13 protein-coding genes are annotated in these 21,074 nt (G+C 67.3%); 3 read left to right on the top strand and 10 right to left on the bottom strand.

Annotation, left to right across the window (positions count from 1 at the left end; translation table 11 throughout):
• Window positions 1-43 precede the first annotated feature (43 nt).
• The 3 genes from AB431_RS28050 to AB431_RS28040 are packed head-to-tail and all read left to right on the top strand — an operon-like array spanning window position 44 to window position 4,444.
• The gene (locus tag AB431_RS28050) at window positions 44-2,296 is read left to right on the top strand and encodes a molybdopterin-dependent oxidoreductase (protein WP_082135827.1); all 2,253 of its coding nucleotides are present in this window, start codon (window positions 44-46) and stop codon (window positions 2,294-2,296) included.
• 57 nt (window positions 2,297-2,353) lie between these two features.
• The gene (locus tag AB431_RS28045; protein ID WP_047332705.1) at window positions 2,354-3,121 is read left to right on the top strand and encodes a hypothetical protein; all 768 of its coding nucleotides are present in this window, start codon (window positions 2,354-2,356) and stop codon (window positions 3,119-3,121) included.
• A 60-nt stretch (window positions 3,122-3,181) separates the two neighbouring features.
• Window positions 3,182-4,444, top strand: coding sequence for a serine/threonine-protein kinase (locus AB431_RS28040; protein WP_047332704.1), 1,263 nt, complete (start codon window positions 3,182-3,184; stop codon window positions 4,442-4,444).
• Window positions 4,445-4,472: 28 nt separating this feature from the next.
• Here the strand turns inward: AB431_RS28040 and AB431_RS28035 are convergent, their stop codons facing one another.
• The 10 genes from AB431_RS28035 to AB431_RS27990 form a co-directional block, all read right to left on the bottom strand.
• The gene (locus tag AB431_RS28035) at window positions 4,473-4,814 is read right to left on the bottom strand and encodes a hypothetical protein (protein WP_047333872.1); all 342 of its coding nucleotides are present in this window, start codon (window positions 4,812-4,814) and stop codon (window positions 4,473-4,475) included.
• 220 nt (window positions 4,815-5,034) lie between these two features.
• Window positions 5,035-5,847, bottom strand: coding sequence for an NAD(P)-dependent oxidoreductase (locus tag AB431_RS28030; RefSeq protein ID WP_047332703.1), 813 nt, complete (start codon window positions 5,845-5,847; stop codon window positions 5,035-5,037).
• Between the two features lie 4 nt (window positions 5,848-5,851).
• On the bottom strand, window positions 5,852-6,307 hold the full coding sequence (locus tag AB431_RS28025) for a MarR family winged helix-turn-helix transcriptional regulator (protein WP_235435778.1): 456 nt from the start codon (window positions 6,305-6,307) through the stop codon (window positions 5,852-5,854).
• A 48-nt stretch (window positions 6,308-6,355) separates the two neighbouring features.
• Window positions 6,356-7,855, bottom strand: coding sequence for an APC family permease (locus AB431_RS28020; RefSeq protein WP_047333871.1), 1,500 nt, complete (start codon window positions 7,853-7,855; stop codon window positions 6,356-6,358).
• 55 nt (window positions 7,856-7,910) lie between these two features.
• Window positions 7,911-8,609 (bottom strand): hypothetical protein, encoded by a 699-nt coding sequence (locus AB431_RS28015; RefSeq protein ID WP_047332701.1) that lies wholly within the window; start codon window positions 8,607-8,609, stop codon window positions 7,911-7,913.
• Between the two features lie 99 nt (window positions 8,610-8,708).
• Window positions 8,709-9,407 carry a hypothetical protein gene (locus tag AB431_RS28010; protein ID WP_144418391.1) on the bottom strand — a complete coding sequence of 233 codons (699 nt, stop codon included), beginning with the start codon at window positions 9,405-9,407 and terminating at the stop codon, window positions 8,709-8,711.
• A gap of 54 nt (window positions 9,408-9,461) precedes the next feature.
• Entirely contained in the window at window positions 9,462-12,641 is a 3,180-nt protein-coding gene (locus AB431_RS28005) for an arabinosyltransferase domain-containing protein (RefSeq protein ID WP_047332699.1), read from the bottom strand.
• Window positions 12,638-15,907: an arabinosyltransferase domain-containing protein gene (locus AB431_RS28000; RefSeq protein WP_047332698.1), complete on the bottom strand. Its 3,270-nt coding sequence runs from the start codon at window positions 15,905-15,907 to the stop codon at window positions 12,638-12,640. The genes AB431_RS28005 and AB431_RS28000 overlap by 4 nt, the downstream gene beginning before the upstream one ends.
• A gap of 76 nt (window positions 15,908-15,983) precedes the next feature.
• The gene (locus AB431_RS27995; RefSeq protein WP_047332697.1) at window positions 15,984-19,223 is read right to left on the bottom strand and encodes an arabinosyltransferase domain-containing protein; all 3,240 of its coding nucleotides are present in this window, start codon (window positions 19,221-19,223) and stop codon (window positions 15,984-15,986) included.
• 2 nt (window positions 19,224-19,225) lie between these two features.
• Window positions 19,226-21,070, bottom strand: a complete 1,845-nt coding sequence (locus AB431_RS27990) for a galactan 5-O-arabinofuranosyltransferase (RefSeq protein ID WP_047332696.1) — start codon at window positions 21,068-21,070, stop codon at window positions 19,226-19,228.
• Between the last annotated feature and the right edge of the window lie 4 nt (window positions 21,071-21,074).

Here is a 21,074-nt window from a genome sequence, read left to right as displayed (position 1 = left end):
GAAACCGCGCTGATCGAAGGCTCGGCCGACTTACCGTGGGTCGGTGACCACCGAGCACATCGAGCTGGCCGCCATCGGCCAAGACGGCCGCCACCTCTACACCTGCCCGCTGTGTGAGGCCATGTGCGGCTTGGAGATTCAGGTCTCCGGCGGCCGCGTCGACGGCATCCGCGGCAACCGCGATGACGTGTGGAGCCGAGGGCACCTGTGCCCGAAGGGCGCTTCGCTGGGCGCCATCCACGAGGACCCCGACCGGATCCGCAAGCCGATGATCAAGGTCGACGGGCAATGGCAGGAGGTCAGCTGGGAGGCTGCGTTCCGCCGCTGCACCGAATTGCTGGGCCCGGTCATCGCCGAGCACGGTATCGGGGCGGTCACCTGCTACACCGGTAACCCGCTGGCGCACTCGTTCTCCCTGGGCCGTTACACCGGTGTGCTGCTGGGCATGTCCGGCATCCCGGTCAGTTACTCGCCCGGAACCGTCGACCAGTGGCCGAAGAACCTGACGTCTCATCTGATGTACGGAAACTGGTGGGGCTTCCCGGTTCCCGACATCGAGCGCACCGACCTGCTGGTGGTGATGGGCGCCAACCCGGCTGCCTCGCAGGGATCGCTGTTGGCCGCCCCGGACGTCATGGGCATTCTCGGCGCGATCGACACCGTGATCGTGGTCGACCCGGTGCGCACCGCGACCGCGGCGAAAGCCGACGAATGGCTGCCGATCACGCCGGGCACCGACGCGGCGCTGCTGCTGGCCGTCGTGCACACCCTGTTCGAGGAGGACCTGGTCCGGCTCGGCGCACTGGCCGACCACGTCGACGGTGTCGACACGCTGCGGGTGGTCGCCCGGGCCTGGCCTCCGGAACGGGTCGCCCCGGTGACGGGTATCGCCGCCGAGCGGATCAAGGGCCTGGCCCGCCAGCTCGCCGGTACCGAGAACGCGGTGGTGTACGGCCGAATCGGGTTGTGCAATCAGGAGTTCGGCAGCCTGGCCAGCTGGCTGGTCGACGTCGTCAACATTCTCACCGGGAACTTCGACACCCCGGGCGGCGCGATGTTCCCGCGGCCGGCGGTGTGGACCGTCACCGCGCAGCCGCAACCTGGCCTGGAGGGTGGGCTGCCCGAGTTCGGCCGCTGGCAGACCCGGGTACGCGGCGCCAAGGAGGTGCTCGGTCAGGTACCGGTGTCCTGTCTCGCCGAGGAGATCGAAACGCCGGGGGAGGGGCAGATCCGGGCGCTGATCACCGTGGCGGGCAATCCGGTGCTCTCCACCCCGCAGGGGAATCGGCTCGACGAGTTGCTCCCCGGCTTGGACGCGATGATCTCGGTCGACCTGTGGCTCAACGAAACCACCCGGCACGCCGATGTGATCCTGCCCGGCCTCTCACCGCTGGAGCAACCGCATCACGACGACCTGATCCTGGCGTTCGCGATCAACAGCATCGCCAACTATTCCGCGCCGGTGTTCGCCCCGGAGGACCCCGACCGGCCGCAGGAGTGGGAGATTTTGGTCCGGCTCACCGGCCTGTGCGCGGGGATGCCGGCCGAGGACGTCGACGTCGCCGCGATCGATGACGGCTTCTTCGACTACCTGTGCTTCACCCAGGGTCTCGACGGCGCGCAGGTCCGCAGCCACTACACACATGGCGGCCCGGAACGCATCCTGGATCTGACGTTGCGCACAGGCCCGTTCGGTGATCGCTACGGCGAAATCGCCGACGGGCTGACCCTGGCGAAACTCAAGGAACAACCCAACGGCATCAACTTCGGGCCGATGGTGCCCCAGGTGCCCGAGATTCTCAACACCACCGACAAGAAGATCCGGCTCGCCCCGCAGTATCTGCTCGACGACATTCCGCGACTCGGCCGCCGCGTAGAGCGCGAACCCGACGGGCTGGTGCTCGTGAGCCGGCGCCACCTGAGGTCGAACAACTCATGGCTGCACAATGTTTCGGCGCTGATGAAAGGCCGCGACCGGTGCACGTTGCTCATGCATCCCGACGATGCCGCCAGCCGTGGGGTCGCCGCCGGCGACACGGTGTTGGTCGAGTCGTCGGCCGGGCGCATCGAGGTGCCGGTGGAGCTGACCGACGCCATCAAACCCGGCGTGGTGTCGATGCCGCACGGCTGGGGACACGGCCAGCCGGGCACCCGGATGTCGGTGGCCAACGGCTCGCCAGGGGTCAACACCAACATCCTGTCGCCGCCGACATTCCTGGACGAACCGTCGGGTAACGGCGCGCTCAACGGGATCCCGGTGACCGTCGCCCCCGCCGCGGCCTGCCGGGGCACGTAGCACGCGTAGGTCTCGTTCGGCCTCGGCGGCCGCCGCCCAGTCCGTAAACTCCGGCGAATGAGCGATATCGACGTCGAATCGATCCGGACTGCGGGGGCCGCCATCGGCGAAGCCATCAGCGTTTTCATGCTCAACCCGGACACCTTCGAGAAGAGCCTGGCGGCCGGCTACCCGGACCCGTTCGCCGCGTATTTCGCGGGCCGGGGCGGTGTGCTCGGTGATGCCACCGGCACCACGGTCAGCGCGGTGTTCGCCGTTTTCGAACCGAATCTGGCGCAGTCGTGTTGGGAGAACGGCGTCGCCGTTCACGCCGCGTCCGAGAGCTGCCGTCTCTACTGGGATCAGCTCGCTGACTTCGGCAGGAGATACCTGAGCGGCGCCGAGGGGCTGGACCGCATCGCGGCGCTGGGCGAAAAGGTCATCGCGGACGCGCCAGAACCCGGTCTGCCGCTGTATGCCGGCTGGCGGGCCATGCCGCTGGCCGAGGACGCACCCGCACGGGCACTTCAGGTCATGATGGTGCTGCGCGAACTGCGCGCCGCCGTCCACTTCAACGCGCTCACGATCTCGGGGCTGAGCCCCGTCGAAGCGCACATCCTCAATCACGGGACGGACTACGCCGCATTCATGGGATGGCAGCCGCCGTTCGTCGACGCGGCGGGCAAGGAAGGCGTCTACGACGAGGTCGAGGAGATCACCAACCGGCGGATGGCGCAGATCTACCAGTCCGCACTGACCCCGGATGAGGCCGACGAACTGGCCCGCCTCACCGTTGCCGCCCTGGCCGCATTGAAGGCCAGCGCGCCCGCCCCGGTCGGTGCCTGACGGCGCCGGGTTTGCTGATTCGGATCGAGGATCGGCGCATCCACCCCTTAAAATGCCCCAATGCCGTTAGCTGACGGCCAGATCGTCGCGGGCTACACCATCCTGCGGACACTGGGCGCCGGAGGGATGGGCGAGGTTTACCTCGTCCAGCACCCGCGGCTGCCCCGGCACGACGCGCTGAAGGTACTCGGTTCCACGGTCAGCGCCGACGACGAATACCGCAAGCGCTTCAATCTCGAGGCCGACATGGTGGCCACGCTGTCGAATCCGCATATCGTCACGATCTACGACCGCGGCGAGTTCGACGACAAGCTGTGGATCGCGATGGAATTCATCGACGGCACCGACGCGTCCCGTCTGCTGGCGGAGCGCTACCCATACGGAATGCCGCCCGATGAGGTCGTCCGAATCATCACCGGGGTCGCCGAGGCGCTGGACTACGCGCATGGCCGCGGCCTGCTCCACCGCGACGTCAAGCCCGCCAATATCCTGTTGGGCCGTCCCGGCTCCGGCGACGAGCGAGTCATGCTCGCCGACTTCGGCATCGCACGATGGATGGGGCAATCGAGCGATCTGACCGGGACCAACATGACCGTCGGAACCGTCGCTTATGCTGCGCCCGAGCAACTCAAAGGCGAGCAGATCGACGGTCATGCCGACCAGTACGCGCTGGCCGCGACGGCCTACCACCTGCTGACCGGAATCCCGCCGTTCCAGCACACCAATCCGGCGATTGTGATCAGCCAGCACCTGAGCTCCGACCCGCCGTCCATCGGGGCCAAGAGACCCGAGTTAGCTTGTCTGAGTCCGGTTTTCGCTCGCGCGCTTGCAAAGGACGCCAGCAAACGCTACGCCCGTTGCATCGACTTCGCGCGGGCGTTGCGGCAGGGTATCGGCACGGCGGAAGAGCAGACTGGGGCGACTGACGTGACGAGCGCCGCGATGGCGTCCGCGGCCGCCGAGAAGGCCGGCGCGGGTCGTCACGCCAAGCCGGAGTCGGGCTCGCCGTCGCGCCGGCGGCTGCTGATCCCGGCGATCCTGGGCGCGGTGGTCATCATTGCCGGTGCGGCCGCAGGCCTTTCGATGTTGGGCCACCGGAACACGGCAACCGCGCAGTCGGCGCACACGACTCCACCGCCGCCCGCCGTATCGAGCCGGATGGATCTGCCCGTCGTGGTGATCGGGGCGAACTGTGCCGTGCTGGGCGCGGCCGCGGTCAGCGAGAAGGGCGCGCCGGCTTACTGTGCGCACGCCACCCCGGGCGGCGGTGCAATCGTGTGGTCTTTGCAGCCGGAGAAGCTGGTGACCGGCGGGACGGGATAGCGCCGCGTTCCGCCGATCGCGCCAGCCCTTACAGCGGGATCCACTGCCCCAGGAACCAGAAGCCCCAGCCCACCCCGTTGCCGGCCGGCATCGGCTGGACCCACTGACCGTTCCAGTTGAACGGCTGATGGTCCTGGCGAGCCTGGTCCACGTTCCGGTGCTGCCAGTCGACGGGCCCGTCGCTCCGGTTGTCCGGGCCGTTGTTCCAGTTGTTGTCGTGCCCGTTGTTGGGGCCCTGGCAGCTCTGCGGGCCCGGTCCGCCGCATTGGCCGGGATCGGCACTCGCCGTTCCGATACCGAGCCCGAACAGTCCGGCGGCACCGATACCGATCGCCGCGGTCGAGGCGTAGACCAATCGTTTGAGGTTCATCGTCATCTCCGTTTTCGTCGCTCGGATTGCTCTTGCGATGACGACGTTATGGATCGTGGATTTGTGCCAGCTGTAACACGCGTGGGCGCCACCTAGGGGAGCGATAACGTATCGAAGACGGTTCGGCATCAGGAACCTCGCCGGACGTCAACTTTCGTTCTGCCCTGATGGTTTCGGCAATCGCAACGGCGAATGGTCCGAATGTCTCGCCGGCCGTGTGTCATAGAAGATCTTCCTGCACGGCCTGATAGACGGTGCGCACCACCGGTCGGAAACCGAGCCGGCGCGCCAGCGAACAATCCATATGGATGGACCACGGATTCATCAACGGGTCCGATGAAGGCTCCATGGAGCCACCGACCAGTTCGACGAGTTCGTAGACCGACGTCGGTGCGTCGTCGGCAATGTTGACGACTTGCCCGTCGAAGGTGCCGTCGAGTGCCGAGGAGATGGCAGTCGCGATGTCGCGGTGATGGACCATACTCATGCGTTGGGCCGGATGAAACCTGCCGGGAGCAAGTTGCGGTAGCGCTTCCAGATGCCCGTCTTTGTCGCCGTAGACGAAGCCCAACCGCAGGATCGACCAATTCAATCCGCTGCCGCGCAGTGCGTTCTCGGCGGCCAGCTTGCTCGCCGGATAGTCTAGTGTCGGAGCCGCCGGATCGTCCTCGCGCCCAGGTCGTTTGGCGTCGGCGTCGTAAATCCAGGCAGTGCTCGCCATGATGAACCGCACCCGCGGTGCATGGGATTGGGTCGCGGCGATGAGATTGCGTGACCCCTCCAGGTTGCTCTTCCAGATGAGGCCGGTGTCGGTGGTTCGAAAGCTCGCCGCGAGATGGATGATGGCGCTGACGTCGGTGACTGCGGCGGCTAGTGTGCCGCCGTCCAGAAGGTCCCCGCGCACCGCCGTGGCTCCGTGGGGTGCGGGGTTGTCGCCGCGTACGAGAACGCGACATTCCACGCCTTGCGCCAGCAGCCGGGGAAGAAGCCGTTTGCCGACCAGCCCGGTTGCGCCAGTGAGCAATACAGTCATCGGCCTAGATCCTCTCCTGGGTAGTCTTTTCGAGTCGCTCGGTGGCCGCGCGGAGAACACGAGCCGCGGTTGCAAGATCGGCCGAGTTCATTCCGCTGAATGCCAGGTCCTCGATTTGGGACAGGTCGGGCAACGTGTTCCACAAGCGAGTTCCGGCGGCCGTCATCCGCAGAAGCTTCTGTCGCTGGTCGGCCTGATCCGGTAACTGCTCGACAAGACCCTTGCGGACCAATGTAGTCACGACGACACTCAGCGTTGCCCGCTCAACCTGGAGAATCCGCTGCAGATCGCGCTGCAACGTGGGTCCTTCGTGGGCCAGCTGGTAGAGGACATACCACTGCGTCGCGCCAAGGCCGTGGGGGCGCAGGGCATCTTCCATTGTCGCGCGGGCTGCCAGATAACACCGCTTCGCCCACATTCCGACAGCTGCGTCGCGAGATCCGGAATGTTTGTTAGCCACCTAACGATCATGTTAGGCACCTAACAAAATGTCAAGCGGCGGGAGATGCTAGGTGCGTTCCTTCGGGAGGGTTTCGCCGCGGAAGAAGGCCGGGGCCTTCAGGTTCCACAGAATCATCAGCACAACGCCCAAAGCCAGGCTGAGAACACCGACGACGAATGCGGTGCCGACACCCAGAAGGGACCCTCCTGAACCGGTGCTCGGGTCCGCCATCAGGTACGCCTCGACGACGCCGACCGGGATGAGGATCAACGCGCCGATACCGGGCAGGATCACCTGCCCCATCGCGGTGCGCCATGACCGAAAAGCGGTCCGCCAGAAGTACACCACCGAGGAGATCGCCACCACGGAGTAGTACGTCATGATCGCGATCCCCACGCTGTAGACCGAATCCGACACGACGCTGTCGCTGATCACGTCCAGCACGCAGTAGATCGCCAGGCTGGTCAGGCCGATCATCCAGGTCGCGAACTTGGGTGTCGAACTCACAGCGCTCACCGAGGCGAACCGGTCCGGCAGCGCCCTATAGGTCGCCATCGACAACAGACCGCGAGCCGTCGGCATCACCGTGGACATCGTCGCCGAGAACGCGGACAACCCGACCACCAGCGCCGCCAACAATGCACCGCGTTCGCCGATCGACTGGGTGGCCAGCGTGGTGAAGACGTCGTCGATATTGCCCTCATGGGTCAGGCTCGTCTCGCTGTTCGGATCGATTCCCGCGAACGACAGCGCGGCCACGCTGAAGATGACGTAGGTGGCAACCGTGATCAGGATCGCGGTGACGCCGCTGCGGCCGGCCTCGGCGGAGGTTCCGGAGGTCTCCTCGGACATGGCCAGGGAGGCGTCGAAGCCCCAGAAGATGAAGATGGCCACCAGGAATCCGCCGAACAGGCTGCTGAAGTCGTGAATTGCGAACGGGTTGAACCACTCCCACGAGAATGTCGCGGCATCAGGGCTCTGCTGGCCGCGGACCACCGCGACTCCCATGACGACTGCGAACAGGAGCAGCCCGCCGTATTGGACGATCGTCAGGATCAGCGTGGTGCGGGAGGATTCTTCCGCGCCGCGGGCAACGAGCCACGTCGTCAGCAGGATGAAGATCGTCGCCACGAGGATGTCGAACCACTTCGGCGAGGAGTCCATGTCCAGCAGCACGGCGGCCGCATTGGTCAGGATTCCGGCGGCGCCGACGCCGGCCAGGACGGAGGACAGCACCAGGGCGAAGCCGCCCATCCAGCCGATGTGCGGCGCGATGGCCTTCGATCCCCAGGTGAACACGGTGCCGGCATCCGGGGCGGCGTCGGTGAGGTGCTTGTACGCCAAGGCCACGAAGTACATCGGGATGACCGCCAGAACGAAGACGATCGGCAGTTGATAGCCCGACTCCTCCGCGCCGTGCCCGAGAGCGCCGGTCAGCGAATACGCCGGGGCGGTGGCCGCCAGACCGATTGCCACCGCTCCGACGAGGGAGACCGAGCCCTTCTTCAGCCCCTTGGATCGCAGGCCATGCATCAACGGGTCGACGGTTGCTGAGTCTTGCGCCATGTGCGGGATTCTGTCACCGCAACCGTAGATTGGCCGCGCTACGGCAAAAGCCGACTCAGTGCCGGTCCGCTCGATTCGACGCCGCGACATGCCCGCGACCGCTGCCGGCTCGCGACCGGATCGAATCCTGTTGTGGTGCTGTGGCTTTTGCCGGTAGCGCCGACTTCGCGGTGTGCCGGTTGGAGCGCGTACCCGACTTGACCGACCGCTGCGGTGTGGTGATCGTGTTACGGCTGGCGGCGGCCGGGCGGGCCGATGCCACCGGCGGTGAAGGCGGTGAAGGCGGTGCAGGCGCCAGGCTCGACACCAAATTCTGGATTGCGTAGAACGTCCCGACGACCGCACCGATCGGAATTCCCACGAGTGCGCCGATGACGGCGGCGATCGGCACGACCGGCATGAGCGCTGGACCGATCACCGGGATCTGCGAGACGATGTTGCCTGCCAGAAGTCCACCGATGATGAATCCTCCGAAAACTCCGGCGCCGATCCCCATCGTGATCGCTTGAGGAATCGCCGCCCACGAATCGGCGAGGTCGTTCGCGACGACACCAGCGCCAGTCGTCTTGGGCGAGGTGCTGGTGAGGACCGCTGGAAGCGCGGCGAGTTGAACCTCCTCGATGGAAATTCGAGGTGATAGCGCGGCCACATTCGGTTGCGGCGGTGCGAACGTGGTGGTGGTCAGCATTACCGCGGTTGCAGCTGCCGCCGCTACCGCACCGGCCAGCGGCCGGCCTTTGATGGTGTGGTCCATGGTGTCCTCCTTAGAGTGTCTTCACGCTGACAGCACCAAGTCGGGGTGATGTAAGTACTGGGCTACTGCATTTACGTCGTGTGCCGGATCCGACCCGACTCAGCGAGTCCGACTGGCGGCCCGATTCGAGCTCGCGATATGCCCGCGACCGCTGCCGGCTCGCGACCGGATCGAATCCTGTTGTGGTGCCGTGGGTTTCGCCGGTAGGGCCGACTTCGCGGTGTGCCGGTTGGACCGCGTGCCCGACTTGGCCGACCGGTGCGGTGTGGTGACCGTGTTACGGCCGGCGGCGGCCGGGCGAGCCGAGGCTGCCGGCGCCGGCGGTGATGCGAGGCCGGGCACCAAACTCTGCACGGCGTAGAGAGCCCCGACGACCGCGCCGATCGGAGGACCTATGACCCAGGCACAGATGAGGGCGGCGTAGAACACCACCCCGCTGAGCGACGGTCCAATTACCGGGACGTTCGCGACGCTGCCAGCCAATCGGGCACCGAGCAGGGTGGCTTGGTAAACCGCGACTATCGCGCTCACTACTATCGTCCCCAGGGCAGCTTTCAGCGGACCGCCCGGGTCGGCGCCGTCGTTGGCGACCTGACTCGCATCGACCCCGTTGCGTGCGGCGGCGTCCAGGGCAGTTGGAAGTGCGGCGAGATGAACCGCCTCGATTGAAATCCGAGGCGATGGTTCGGCCGGATTCGGGTTCGACGGCGGGGCCGTGGTGGTGGTCAGCATGATTGCGATTGCAGCGGTCGCCGCCACCGTGGCGACCGCTGGTCGACTCCTGCGGATGTGGTCCATCACGCCACGCTAATCAGCCGGGGCGAGGAGATGTAAGTAACGGGCTACTGCATTTTAGGGCTTAATCCTGATCCGGCCGGGCTTCCACAGGCCGCTTCGCGTTGCTGTGCCCAGGTCGATCTGTGCCGGTTCGGCCGGCACGATCGTCTCGAACTGACGCAGCGAACCCCAGTCGCGTCCCCAGTCATGTGACAGATAGGTCGCCATGACATGGGCACGCAGCAACAGGTCGGTGATCCCCAGCAAGCCGCCGTTTCGGCCGTCCTCCCAGGTGTCGGTGTCCTGTTTCTTGGCGGTGTAGTCCGGGGTGATGCGGAACTTCGGCACCTCGGTGACGCCGTTGGCGTGCAGCATCGGCTGCTGGCACGGGAACGCGAGCCCCACCGCCCAGTCCATCAACACCGGCTGCGTGGAGCCGACGAATTCCTGCACCGACCGCAGTTCGGGCACCCGTGGCGGGGTCACGGCCAGCCAGTCGCCCTGCGACAGCGAGCGATCCTGCGCCACGATCCGCACGGTGGTGGCATCGGGCGGAATCTCCGAGCGGGGGAAGCGCAGATTCCGCCACGACGGGGCCGGACCGAGATCGTAGGGGCTGACTCGCCCGGCGGGCACTGGCGCGCCGTTGGGCCCGGGCTTGCCGTACTCGAGTTCGACCGTCTGGCCATCGGTGAAGCCGTTGAGCACGCTGATGCCGGCGATGGTGCCGGCGGCGGTGACGACGACCAGCGGATGCCCACTGTCGTTGGGCGGCAATTGGTACCACGCCGAGTTCAGGGTGGCGTCCTGTTGCGGTCCGACGAGGTAGCTGCCGGCCATCGGGACCCGCGCCGGGTCGAGGCCGTACGGTAGCGGCACGGTCGAGCCGTTGACGCCCGGATTGTCCAGCTTGATCGGCTGATCCCAGTCGTAGTCTGTGCCGGGTTGCGGATTGGTCATCCGAATCGCTTCGGCAACAATGTGTTCCGGCACCCCGCTCGGTGTGAAGCCGACCGCGTTGGTGCCGCCCAGCGGCCCCAGCGGTCCGTAATCACCGGGCAGCGGGGTGAGGAACCCGGCGTTGGCGTCCGGTTCGACCAAGACGTCGTCCGCCAGTCCGCAGCCGCCGGAGAACGATCGCAGGTTGGCCCACGCGTTGGAGTAGGTCGGGTACTGGCGCACCACACCCGCGGCCATCGAGGCGATGAACACCAGCACCATGAAGCCGGCGGCCACCGGGATGGGTGCGGTGGTCACGGCGCGGGCGAAGCGGCCCTCACCGTGATCGCGGGTGCTGAAGTGCAACCAGATCGTGTAGAGCGCCGAGATCACGAACAGCGCGAAAAAGATTGTGCTGACCGTGATCCCGGCGATCTTCGGCATCGCGTTGTTGAACGGTGCACCGTAGCTAGAGACGTACCACCAGCCGTTGGTGGTGGCGAAGCACAGAGCGAGCAGGAAGAACACCGCGGTGACGACGGTCATCCGGTTGCGCGACCACCGCAGCACCGCCGGTGAGGCCAGTACGGTGGCCAGTGCCGCCATGGCGGCACCGACCGCGGCGAACAGGCCGAAGTGGTGCACCCACTTGGTGGGGGTGAACATCAGGAAGAACATCGTCGCGAAGATGACGCCCATCAGTCGCCACACCGGTCCCCGGGCTACGCCGGGAACGCGCTTGCGGCGCAACATGATGAACATCGACACGAACAGCGACAGCGCCGTCATCAGGAAGCCGAACCGCCGCGACAGCGACCCGTCCACGGTCGGCAGGATCAGGTAGTAGTAGCGCAGGTTCTCGGTGTACCAGGCCTGACTGGGTCCGATGTCGGTGCGAATCCTGGTCGCTTCCAACACCGTTGCCAACGTCTGGTCGGCGAAGACCACGGTCAGGATGATGGTGCCCGCGGCCAGCAGCGGCAACACCAGCGGCCAGGTGCCGACAATGGCACGGCGGCGCGCGACGATCCGCAGGATCGGACGGCCACCGGCGATCAGCGCCGCGACGGCGATCAGGCCGGTCGGCTGGATGCCGAGGGTGAACGCCGCACTGACGATCGCTAACGCGGCCGGGGTCAGCCGACCGGAGATCACCGCGCGTTCGATGAGCACGTAGGTGATCAGCGCGCCGGTGGCGATCTGGCCTTCCGGACGCAGGCCGTTGTTGAACGGCATCCACGCCGCCATCAGCACCAGGCCCGCAGCCCACAGCGCCGGGCGACTGGCGATCACGGCCGGACCCAGCCGGGGCAGCACCTCGCGGGACAACAGCAACCAGCAGACCAGCGCACAGATCAAGTCCGGCAACCGCATCCAGATGCTGGCGTCGCTGACGTGCGTCATCAGCGCCAGCACGTTGTAGAACCAGCCGAACGGGTCTTCGGGGCTGCCGAACCAGCGGAAGTAGTTCGACATGTAGCCGGCGTGGTCGGCCACCCGGGCCATCTGCAGGATGTAGCCGTCGTCGGACGAGTTGGCGCCGATCACATGCCAGATCAGAAAGCCCGCCACCACGGTCACGTCGACCGCGGTGAACGTCCGCCAGCGCTGCGGGATCCACTTGTGCATGTGGCGCCCGTCGAGGCGGTCCAGCCGCCACAGGGCCAGCAGCGCGATCACGGTGGCGGCCATCGCCAGCAGCATCGCGGCGAGCTTGAGAACCGTTGGCGCGGTGGAGAAGCGGGTGTCGATCGTCGCCGACACGCTCAACCCCGGGGGTGCCGGACCGACCAGGTCGGTGAACACCCCGACGATCGCGGGCCGCAGATTGGGATCGGCGAACCCGCTGCGCAGGTCCTTGCCGGTGGTCGGATCGTTCAACCCCACGAATGTGGCGAACGTGCCGTCCGTGGTGGAGGTGATCTCGATGCGCCGGCACTCAGGCGAGGCCGCCCTGGCACGCGGAACGCTGGCGACCACCACGTTGCGGTCGGTGATGTCGACGCGCTGGGCGTTCACATTCACGAACAGCGAGTTCAGCGCTGCCTCTTTGCCTTTCTGCGGGGCCAGGCCCAGCACTAGACCGCCGGCCGGCGGCATGGACCGGATCACCTCACACGGAACCGTAGCCGTCAGCGACACCGGCGCCTGCGAGATCAACGGCGCGGTGACATTGTTCAACTGACCGGCCTGCGGCCAGTTCAGCGTCGCGGTGGTCTGTTCCACCGGAAGTAGCGGCGTGAGCACCGACAGCACGAAGCCGACCAGTCCGGCGATCGTGGCCACCCAACGCGCGATGGTGACGTCTCGTGTCATGGCAGTGCCCTGATCGGTCCGCTACGGCTCCAACCGAATACGGTCTTGGCACCCTGGTCGATGACGGCGTCGGGTGCCTGTGACGACGGCACCAACCGGATGTACCGCTCGATGGCGCCCCAATCGCGATACCAGTCGTCGCGCAGATACGTCGGGACGGTCGCGGTCGTCAGCAGTCCCTGGATGAACAGGAACGGTCCACCGGCGCGGGCGGATTGCCACATGTTGCTCGACACCACCACCTGCTTGAGGTTGGGCAGGATCCGATACTCCGGCACCTCGGCGACACCGAGATGTTCGGAGAACGGTCGCTGGCACGGGAAGTTCGCGGCGGTGGCGATGTCCATCATCACCGGGGTCTGCGAGCCCAGGAACTGCTGAGCGGTCTGCAGCACCGGCACCCGAGGCGGGGTGAAGCCGAACCACTGGTCGGTGCTCAGGTTCGGGTCGTCGGCCACGACGCGCGCGACGTTGGCCTCCGGCGGTGCCCATGCGAGCGGGAAACGCAAGTTGCGCCAGGCCTTCTGGGCGATCACATCGATGGGCTGCACCGAGTTCAGGGCCGCAAAGCTGCCATCCGGACGCTGAACACCCCACTGGAGCTTCAGCGACTGCCCATAGTTGAATTGGCCCTCTTCGTCGTAGAACCAGATCGCGCCGGCAGCCGCGATCGTCACCAACGGACGGTCCGGGGTCCGCGGCGGCAGCTGGTACCACGCCGAAGTGGCCTTGGCCGCAACGGTGTTCTCGCCTGCGCTGCCCATCACCGGGGTGGTCTTGGGGTCCAACCCGAACGGCAGGAACACTCGCGAGCCGTTGACGCCGACGGGTCCATAGCCGCCGCCGGTACCGGCCGCGAACGCGATGCCGGCATTGGGCTTGTTTGGCGAACCGTCGGAGTTTACGGTGCCGGGGTTGGCCACGAAGGGCTCGGCCGGCTCCAGGGTGTCGCTGATGCCGTTGGGAGTGAAGCCGACCGGATTCTCCCCGCCGAGCGGGCCGTACTGGCCCCACTTCTGACCCGGAACCGGTTGCAGTATCCCGGCGTTCGGGTCCGCTTCGACCAGAACGGCGTCGGCCATCGCGCAGCTGGTGTCGGAGAGGCCGGACTTCAGTGCCGACAGGTTGGCCGACGCGGTGGTGTAGGCGGGATAGCGCTGGGCGAAGGCCTTCGTCATCGAGCCGACTTCGAGCAGCACCATGATGATCGCGACCACGAGCAGCGGAGTGGACGCCAAAGCCCGGTTACGCCCGGTGTTCTTGACCTCGGTGTGTCCGGCGTAGTCCATTCGGAAGTGCAACCAGGCGGCGAGCAGACCGGACAGGATCGCCAGCCCGAGGAACATCGACGTCACGGGCTGGTGGGCGATCACCGGCTGGCGGTCGAACCACGGCACTCCGTAGCTGCCGACGTAGAACCAGCCGTTGGTGCCCGAGGTCGCCCACGCCAGCACGAACAGCAGGGCGGTGATGTACAGCGCCAGATTGCGTCGGTTATGTAGGCCGACCCGCGCGAAGGCGAACGCGGTGACCGCGCCGAGCGCACCGGCCAGCCCGGCGAACGCACCGAACTGCACAGCCCACTTGGTCGGGGTGAAGTGCAGCAGCAGGAGGCCGATCGCGGTGCTGCCGAGCAGCCGCCACACCGGACCTCCGGCCACCCCGGGGACGTGGCCGCGGCGCAGCAGAACCGCCAGCATGCCGAACAGGCACAGCATCATCAGCAGCACCGCGAATCGGCGGGTGAGCGAGCTTTCCACGTTGTCTTCGACGGTCAGGAAGTAGTACCGCAGGAAGTCCTGGTACCAGGCGATCGTCGGCCCGACGACGTATTTGATGCGGGCGGATTCGGCGACCGCGGCCAGGGTCTGGTCGCGGAACACGACCACGAAGATCACCGCCAACGAGGCGGCCAGCGCGGCCAGCGGTGCGAGCAGCCCGTCGGTGCCGCGTCGCGACTTGATCACCCGCGCGACGGCGCGGGCGCCGACCAGCAGCGGCGCCAGCGCGATCAGGCCCTGCGGGGCCAGCGTCACGCTGAACACCGCGACGATGATCGCGAAGGCCGCCGGGACCAGCCGCCGGGTGGCGATCGCGTTCTCCACCAGAATCCAGGTTGCCAATGCGCCGAACGCGATCAGCGGTTCCGGTCGCAGCCCGTTGTTGAACGGCAGCCATGCGGCCAGGAACACCGCGCCGGCGGTCCACACCGCGACCCGGTTGTGCGACAACCGCCTACCCAGCCGGGGCAGGACGCAACGGCTCAGGATCAGCCAGGTGCCGATGCCGGCGATGGTGGCGGGCAGTCGCATCCACACCCCGGCGGTGCTGATCGCGGCGAGGTGGGCGAGCACCGACTGATACCAGTCGAACGGCGCTTCGGTGGCGCCGAAGAACCGGAAGTAGTTGGCTGTGTACCCGGCCGCACCGGACACCCGCGCGATCGTGAGGTTGTAGCCGTCGTCGGAGGAGATGGCGCCGACGACATGCCAGAGCAGCAGACCGCCGATCACGCCGATATCAGCCACCCAGGTGGCCACCCCGACGCGAAGGAACCTCCGCCAAGCGCCCGGTATCCGCCGGCCGGACGCCCGGTCCAGTACCGCCAGCGCGATGATCGACGCCACGACGCAGGCGATGCCGAGCACCATGACCGCGATCTTCAGCGTGCCGGGGCTGGTGATGAACCGGGTGTCGATGTCGATGCGCGCACTCAGGCCCGGCTGCGATGCCACCTTGAGATCGGTGAAGATGCCGTCGATCGCGGGCTTTTTCTCCGGGGGCAGCGTGCCGGTGGCACCGGGGATGCCGACGAAATCGGCGCCGGCGCCGCCGGGACCGGACCAGATGCGCAGATCGCTGCAGCCACCCGCCGCGATGGCGGGGCGGGGCGCGACAGCAGCGACCGTGTCGCGGAACGCGACGACGACGGTCGCGGCGTTGGCCCGGACGAACAGCCCGTTGCGGCTGGCGTCGATACCCGCGGGAGGGATCGTCGAGAAGACCAAGCCGCCCTCGGCCGGCAACGTCGCGATGACCTGGCAGGGAATCGACACCTCGAGCGACTGGGGCGCACCGGAGACGAGCGGTGCGGTGATGTCGCTGATCATGCCGTCTGGGCCGGGGGCCTGCGGCCAAACGATGGTGGCGGTGGTCTGGGTGACCGGCAGCAACGGCACGACACCGCACAGCAGCACACCGAGGATGCCGGCCACGACGGCGACGAGCCGAGCGATCCGGGTGGAGTCGGCTCTGTCGCTTGGCACGAGGGTCGATGGTAGGCGACGAAGTTATGCCGGTTGGGAAGGCCTGCGGGCGCCGACGCGAATCGAGAGGCGAATGTTAGGTAGGTCGCAGCGGAGCCGGGCTCCACAGTCCGCTGCGGGTGGCGGTGCCGAGATCCAGGCGCGCCGGCTGGGCGTCGGGATAGAACGGGTTGAGCCGCTGCAGCGCACCCCAGTCGCGGAACCAGTCGTTGCGCAGGTAGCTCGGCACGGTGACCGCGCGGTAGAGCAGCTCGCTGATACCGAGCGGTCCGCCGCCGATGTTGTCCATCACGGGCGAGTTGGCCTCCGCGCCGAACCGGTCGGGCAGGATCCGCCACTTCGGCGGCTCGATGACGCCGTATTGGTGGGCGAACGGTCGCTGGCAGGGGAAGGCAAGTCCGACAAGCCAATCCAGCAGAACCGGGTCCTTCGACCCGACCACGTCCTGCAGGGTGCGCAGCTTCGGGATGCGCGGCGGGGTGATCGCGATCCAGTGCTGAGGCGCCAGGTCGTCATCGGTGGCGACGAGGCGGATGTGGGTGGCATCGCGCGGGATCGCGGCCAGCGGAGCCCGCAGGTTGCGCCACGCGGGTGCGGCGCCGACGTCGCCGAACAGCACTGAGCCGCCCGACTTGCCCTCGGCCGCCTGCTGGTCGGTCGCCCACTGGACCTGGACTTCGTCTTGATCGAAGCGGCCGGCCGCCGCGACGACGAGCAGCGGGGAGGCGGCCCAGTCGGCGGGCAGCTGATACCACGCCGAGCGCAGCACCGCCGGCTGCTGTACGCCCGGGCGCCAGCTACCCATCACCGGAGTGCGGGCCGGATCGAGACCATAGGGCAGCCGGGCGCGAGATCCGTTGACCCCGGCACCCACGGTGGTGCCGCCTTCGGTGCCGGCCTCGCTGCTGGTGACCATGCCGTCGCTGTCCACGAAGCTGCCGCCGCCGGGCGGCTCCAGCACCGGGTCGGCCGACACGTCCGCGGGAATTCCGTCGGGTGTGAAGCCCTCGGCCGTCGTCGCGGCCAGCGCATCACCGACCGACACTCCGGCGATCGGGGCGAGTGTCCCGGCGTTCGGGTCCTCCTCGACGAGGACGTCGTCGGCCAGGCCGCACGTCTTACCGGCAACTGCTTGGAGATTCGAGCGGCCGACCGACCACGCCGGCCACTGTTCGGTCATTCCGAGCGTCAGCGACACCACCTCGAAGACCACCAGCAGCCACGCCATCGTCGCCAACGGCGAGCCCACGAATCGCGACCACCACCGGGTGCGTCCGGACTCGCCGGTGTCCGGGCCGGAGAAGTGGAACCACACGGCCACCAGCAGGGCGACGACCGTCAGGCCGAGCAGCATCGTGGTGAATCCGAAGTGCCACTCGGGGAACTGGTTCGACCAGGGCACGCCGAAGTTCGAGACGTACCAGAAGCCGTTGACACTGGCGAACGACAACGCGGTGATGAACAGGACCGCGGCGGCGAATATCGCCCGGTTTCTTCGGGAGCGCAGTACGTGGGCGGTGACCGCGACGGCGGCCAGTGCACCGAGCGAACCGGCCAGCCCGGCGAAAACCCCGAAGTGGTGGGTCCACTTCGTCGGGGTGAACATCATGGCCAGGAACGAGATGATCGTGATCCCGATGATCCGCCGGCTTGGGCCGGCGGCCGTTCCGGGGATGTGGCCGCGACGCAGGATCATTGCCACCGACACCGCCAGCGCGACCAGCAGAGCCAGTACCGCGAAGCGTCGCGACACCGACCCGTCGGGGCTGGCCATGAACAACCGCTCGTAGCGGATGTGCTCGTCGAACCAGCTGAGGCTGGGACCGACCGCCGACTTGAGCATGTTGGCGTCGACCTCGCCGACCAGAGTCTGGTCTCGGAAGATCAGGATGATCGTGACCGTCGCTGCGGCCAGGATCGGGGCCAACAGCGCCGGAAGGCCGAACTGGCGGGAGCGTCGGTGCAGGATCGTCCGCAGCGGGCCGATCGCCACCAGCAGCGCGCCGATCGACGCGATGCCGGTCGGCCCGGAGAACAGGGTCAGCGCGCCGATGATGCAGGCGAATGCGACCGGCAGCAATCGGCTGGTGGCCACCCCGCGTTCCACCGAGCACCACGTCAGCAGGATGCCCAGCGCGATGATCGGTTCCGGCCGCAGGCCGTTGTTCAGCGGCAGCCAGAAGGCCAGGAACATGCCTGCCGCCGTCCAGACGGCGGCGCGGCTGGTCTTGACCGCGTGGCCGAGTCGCGGAATCACCTCACGGCTGATCAGCCACCAGCACACCAGGGCCATGCCGAGGGTCGGCAGCCGCATCCAGGCACTGGTGGTGGAGACGTGCGACCACAGTGCCAGCAGGTCGTAATACCAGCCGAACGGCGACTCCGGGGTGCCGAACCAGCGGTAATAGTTGGCCATGTAGCCGGCGTGTTCGGACACCCGGGCCATGGTCAGGATGTAGCCGTCGTCGGAGGTGTTGGCCCCGACGAAGTGCCACCAGACCAGGACGGCGAGCACCAGCCCGTCGAGAGGGCCGACCGACCACCAGCGCGCCGGCAGGAAGCGTCGCTGCCGCACGCCGTCAGCCCGATCCATGACGTGCAGGGCGATCAGGGCGATCAGTGTCAGCACGACACCGAGCACCATCGCCGCCATCTTCAGTGCGGTCGGGGCGCTGCTGTAGCGGGTGTCGATGGTGGCGCGCAGAGTCAGACCGTCGGGCGCCGGTCCGGACAGGTCGGTGAATACACCCACGATCTGGGGCCGGAAGTCATAACCGCTGCGTTCGCCCTTCAGCGGCTTGCCAGGCGCGCTGCTGTCGGCGCCCTGGGTGAGGCCGACGAATTCGGCGCTCACCCGGTCGGCGTGGGCGGTGAACGTCAGCTTCTGGCACGCCGGGCTCAGCACCTGGCGCATGGGGGCGACGAGGACAGGGGTGTTGCGCACCACGACGACGAGGTCGTCGTTGGCGCGCTGGATGAGCAGTCCGCGATCGACAGCCTTGGGTGCCTGTTTGGGGACCGTGGACAGCAACACCGTCTTGTCGGGACTGTTCAGCCCGGCCGCGGCGCGGCACGGCACGTCGATGGTCAAGTCGGTAGCCACGTAGCTGATCAGCGGTGCGGTGACGCTGCTGAGCACGCCGTTCTGCGGCCAGTTCAGCTCTGCGGTGGTTTGCTTGACGGGCAGCAGCGGCGTGAGAATCGCCAGCGCGGCGCCCAGCAGGCCTGCGATGACGGCGACAAGTCGGGCGTTCCGGTAATTCGCCCGCGTCTGGTCCACGGAGCTAGATGGTAATTGGCGGGCGTGGGCGACCATCGCTACGGATTCCGGATGGCGAGTATGAACGGCCCGATCGTCTTGACGGTGAAGTGCGGCCCGCTGAACAGGTTGACGTCGAAGTCGACGGTGTAGCGGCGCACATTCGGCTGGTTGGGGTAGACGTCCTGGGCCAGCCGCAGGGTGTAGGTGTCATTGGCGCCGCGACGCATGAGGAACACCGTCGGCGGCTGCCAGGGCAGGGTGTCGAGGGCGTGGACGAGCTGGTCGGCGTTCTTCAGCTCGGCCCAGGATTCGATGGCGGCCGCCCGCTTGTCGAACTCGGCGAGCGGGTTGGCGTAGTGCGACGTCAGCCCCTGAAACCCGTAGTAGGGGTAGTAGGACAGGAAGCTGTAGTCGGCGGTCAGCACAACGGTGTCCTGGGGGGGCCGGCCGGTGATCTTCTGGATGGCGGCGTCGACCTCGGGATAAAACTTCTCTGCTCCGGGTGGCCGGCGGTCGCCACGCTGGCCGTAGCCGTCGGTGTCGGTGTACGCAACGGTCAGGTCCGGGCGCAGCACGTCCGGGATGTCCTGGCTGAAGCCGATGGCACCGATCAGCCCGATCGCCGCGGCGACTCCGATGACCTTGCGATTGGTCCGCGCCGCGAGGGCCAGCGTCACGTCGAGGAAACCGAACACCCCGGCCGCCGAGAGCAGCACGGTGAGGGTGGGTTGTAACCGGAACGACAACAGGGTGGTGCCCAGCAGAGTGGTCAGCATCGACAGCATCGACCAGGCGTAGACCGTCAGGACGCCGATGCCGAGTGCTGCGGCGCGCACCGACGTGCGGGCCCGCCACACCAGCCAGAGCGTGCCGAGCATGCAGAGCGCGCCGAGGAGGGAGAACTGCAGCATCGGGAAGGTCAGCACCGCGCCGTCGTCGGGCAGATAGTGCTGGGCGCTGCCGGTGTCGCTGAGCGGGTGCCGCGCGGCGTGCAGCAGGAACGGCAACCAGGTGATGGCGGCGATGGCGACGGCGATGACGCCGGCTACCAGCAGCCGCAGCAGCGGTTCGACGCTGCGCCGCGCGATTGCGGCGATGAGGCCCATCACCACCACAGTGAACGCGGTGTAGCCGACGAGCAGTGTGTAGAAGGTGGCCGAGATACCGAGGAACAGCCCGACTCCGACGACTGCCGCCCAGCCGCCCTGTCTGGTCTTGCCGCGCAGGCCCGACCACGCCAGCACCAGGACCGGCGGGATGAGGACGGTGATGATCGCGGCGTAGGGCTCCGGCGAGCTGTATGCCAGGGTCACCGCGGTGGTGGCGATCGTGACGATCAGTGCGTACTCGAAGCGAATCAGGGCCGACCACAACGCCATTGCCAGCACGACGGCGATCGCTATCGAGACGATGGCCCACGGTTTCAGCATCTCCCAGGCCGGTGTCCCGGTCAGCGCGGCGACCCGGCCACCGAGCCAGAACCAGCCGGCCGGATAGAACGGTGGCAGGCCGATGTAGGTCATGTCGTGCAGTGCGGGGCTCTGCGCCAGCCGGGTCAGGTACTCGGTGCGGAACTGCTGGTCGACGGAGATGCCGAACAGATAGAGCCGGGTCGCGCCGAGCGGCATCCCGAGGGTGACGACCGTGAACGCGGAGAGGAACACCGCGGCGGCGATCCGCGCGGCCCAGGCATATCCCCGCCGCCACACGAACGCCGTACCCAGCAGCAGCACCAGACACCCCACCTGGCCGACGGTGGTCAGCGCATGCAGCTGGTTCGACGACGGGAATGCGGGCCACTGGACCCGGGCGATCGCGATCAGCGCGATAGTCGAAACCACGACGGCTGCAACAACTGCCGCGACCATCTGGCCCGCGGTGGCCAGTGCGCTCCTGCCCATTCGG

It is taken from the genome of Mycobacterium sp. EPa45 (assembly GCF_001021385.1).
GTDB lineage: Bacteria > Actinomycetota > Actinomycetes > Mycobacteriales > Mycobacteriaceae > Mycobacterium.
Note: the sequence above shows the minus strand (reverse complement) of the source record. Positions and strands in the feature narration are given on the sequence as shown.

Bases quoted from the DNA above. Each gene is read 5' to 3' on its own strand.
- AB431_RS28045 (WP_047332705.1), top strand. From the start codon at position 2,354: ATGAGCGATATCGACGTCGAATCGATCCGGACTGCGGGGGCCGCCATC.
- AB431_RS28040 (WP_047332704.1), top strand. From the start codon at position 3,182: ATGCCGTTAGCTGACGGCCAGATCGTCGCGGGCTACACCATCCTGCGG.
- AB431_RS28035 (WP_047333872.1), bottom strand. From the start codon at position 4,814: ATGAACCTCAAACGATTGGTCTACGCCTCGACCGCGGCGATCGGTATC.
- AB431_RS28030 (WP_047332703.1), bottom strand. From the start codon at position 5,847: ATGACTGTATTGCTCACTGGCGCAACCGGGCTGGTCGGCAAACGGCTT.
- AB431_RS28020 (WP_047333871.1), bottom strand. From the start codon at position 7,855: ATGGCGCAAGACTCAGCAACCGTCGACCCGTTGATGCATGGCCTGCGA.
- AB431_RS28015 (WP_047332701.1), bottom strand. From the start codon at position 8,609: ATGGACCACACCATCAAAGGCCGGCCGCTGGCCGGTGCGGTAGCGGCG.
- AB431_RS28010 (WP_144418391.1), bottom strand. From the start codon at position 9,407: ATGGACCACATCCGCAGGAGTCGACCAGCGGTCGCCACGGTGGCGGCG.
- AB431_RS28005 (WP_047332699.1), bottom strand. From the start codon at position 12,641: ATGACACGAGACGTCACCATCGCGCGTTGGGTGGCCACGATCGCCGGA.
- AB431_RS27995 (WP_047332697.1), bottom strand. From the start codon at position 19,223: ATGGTCGCCCACGCCCGCCAATTACCATCTAGCTCCGTGGACCAGACG.
- AB431_RS27990 (WP_047332696.1), bottom strand. From the start codon at position 21,070: ATGGGCAGGAGCGCACTGGCCACCGCGGGCCAGATGGTCGCGGCAGTT.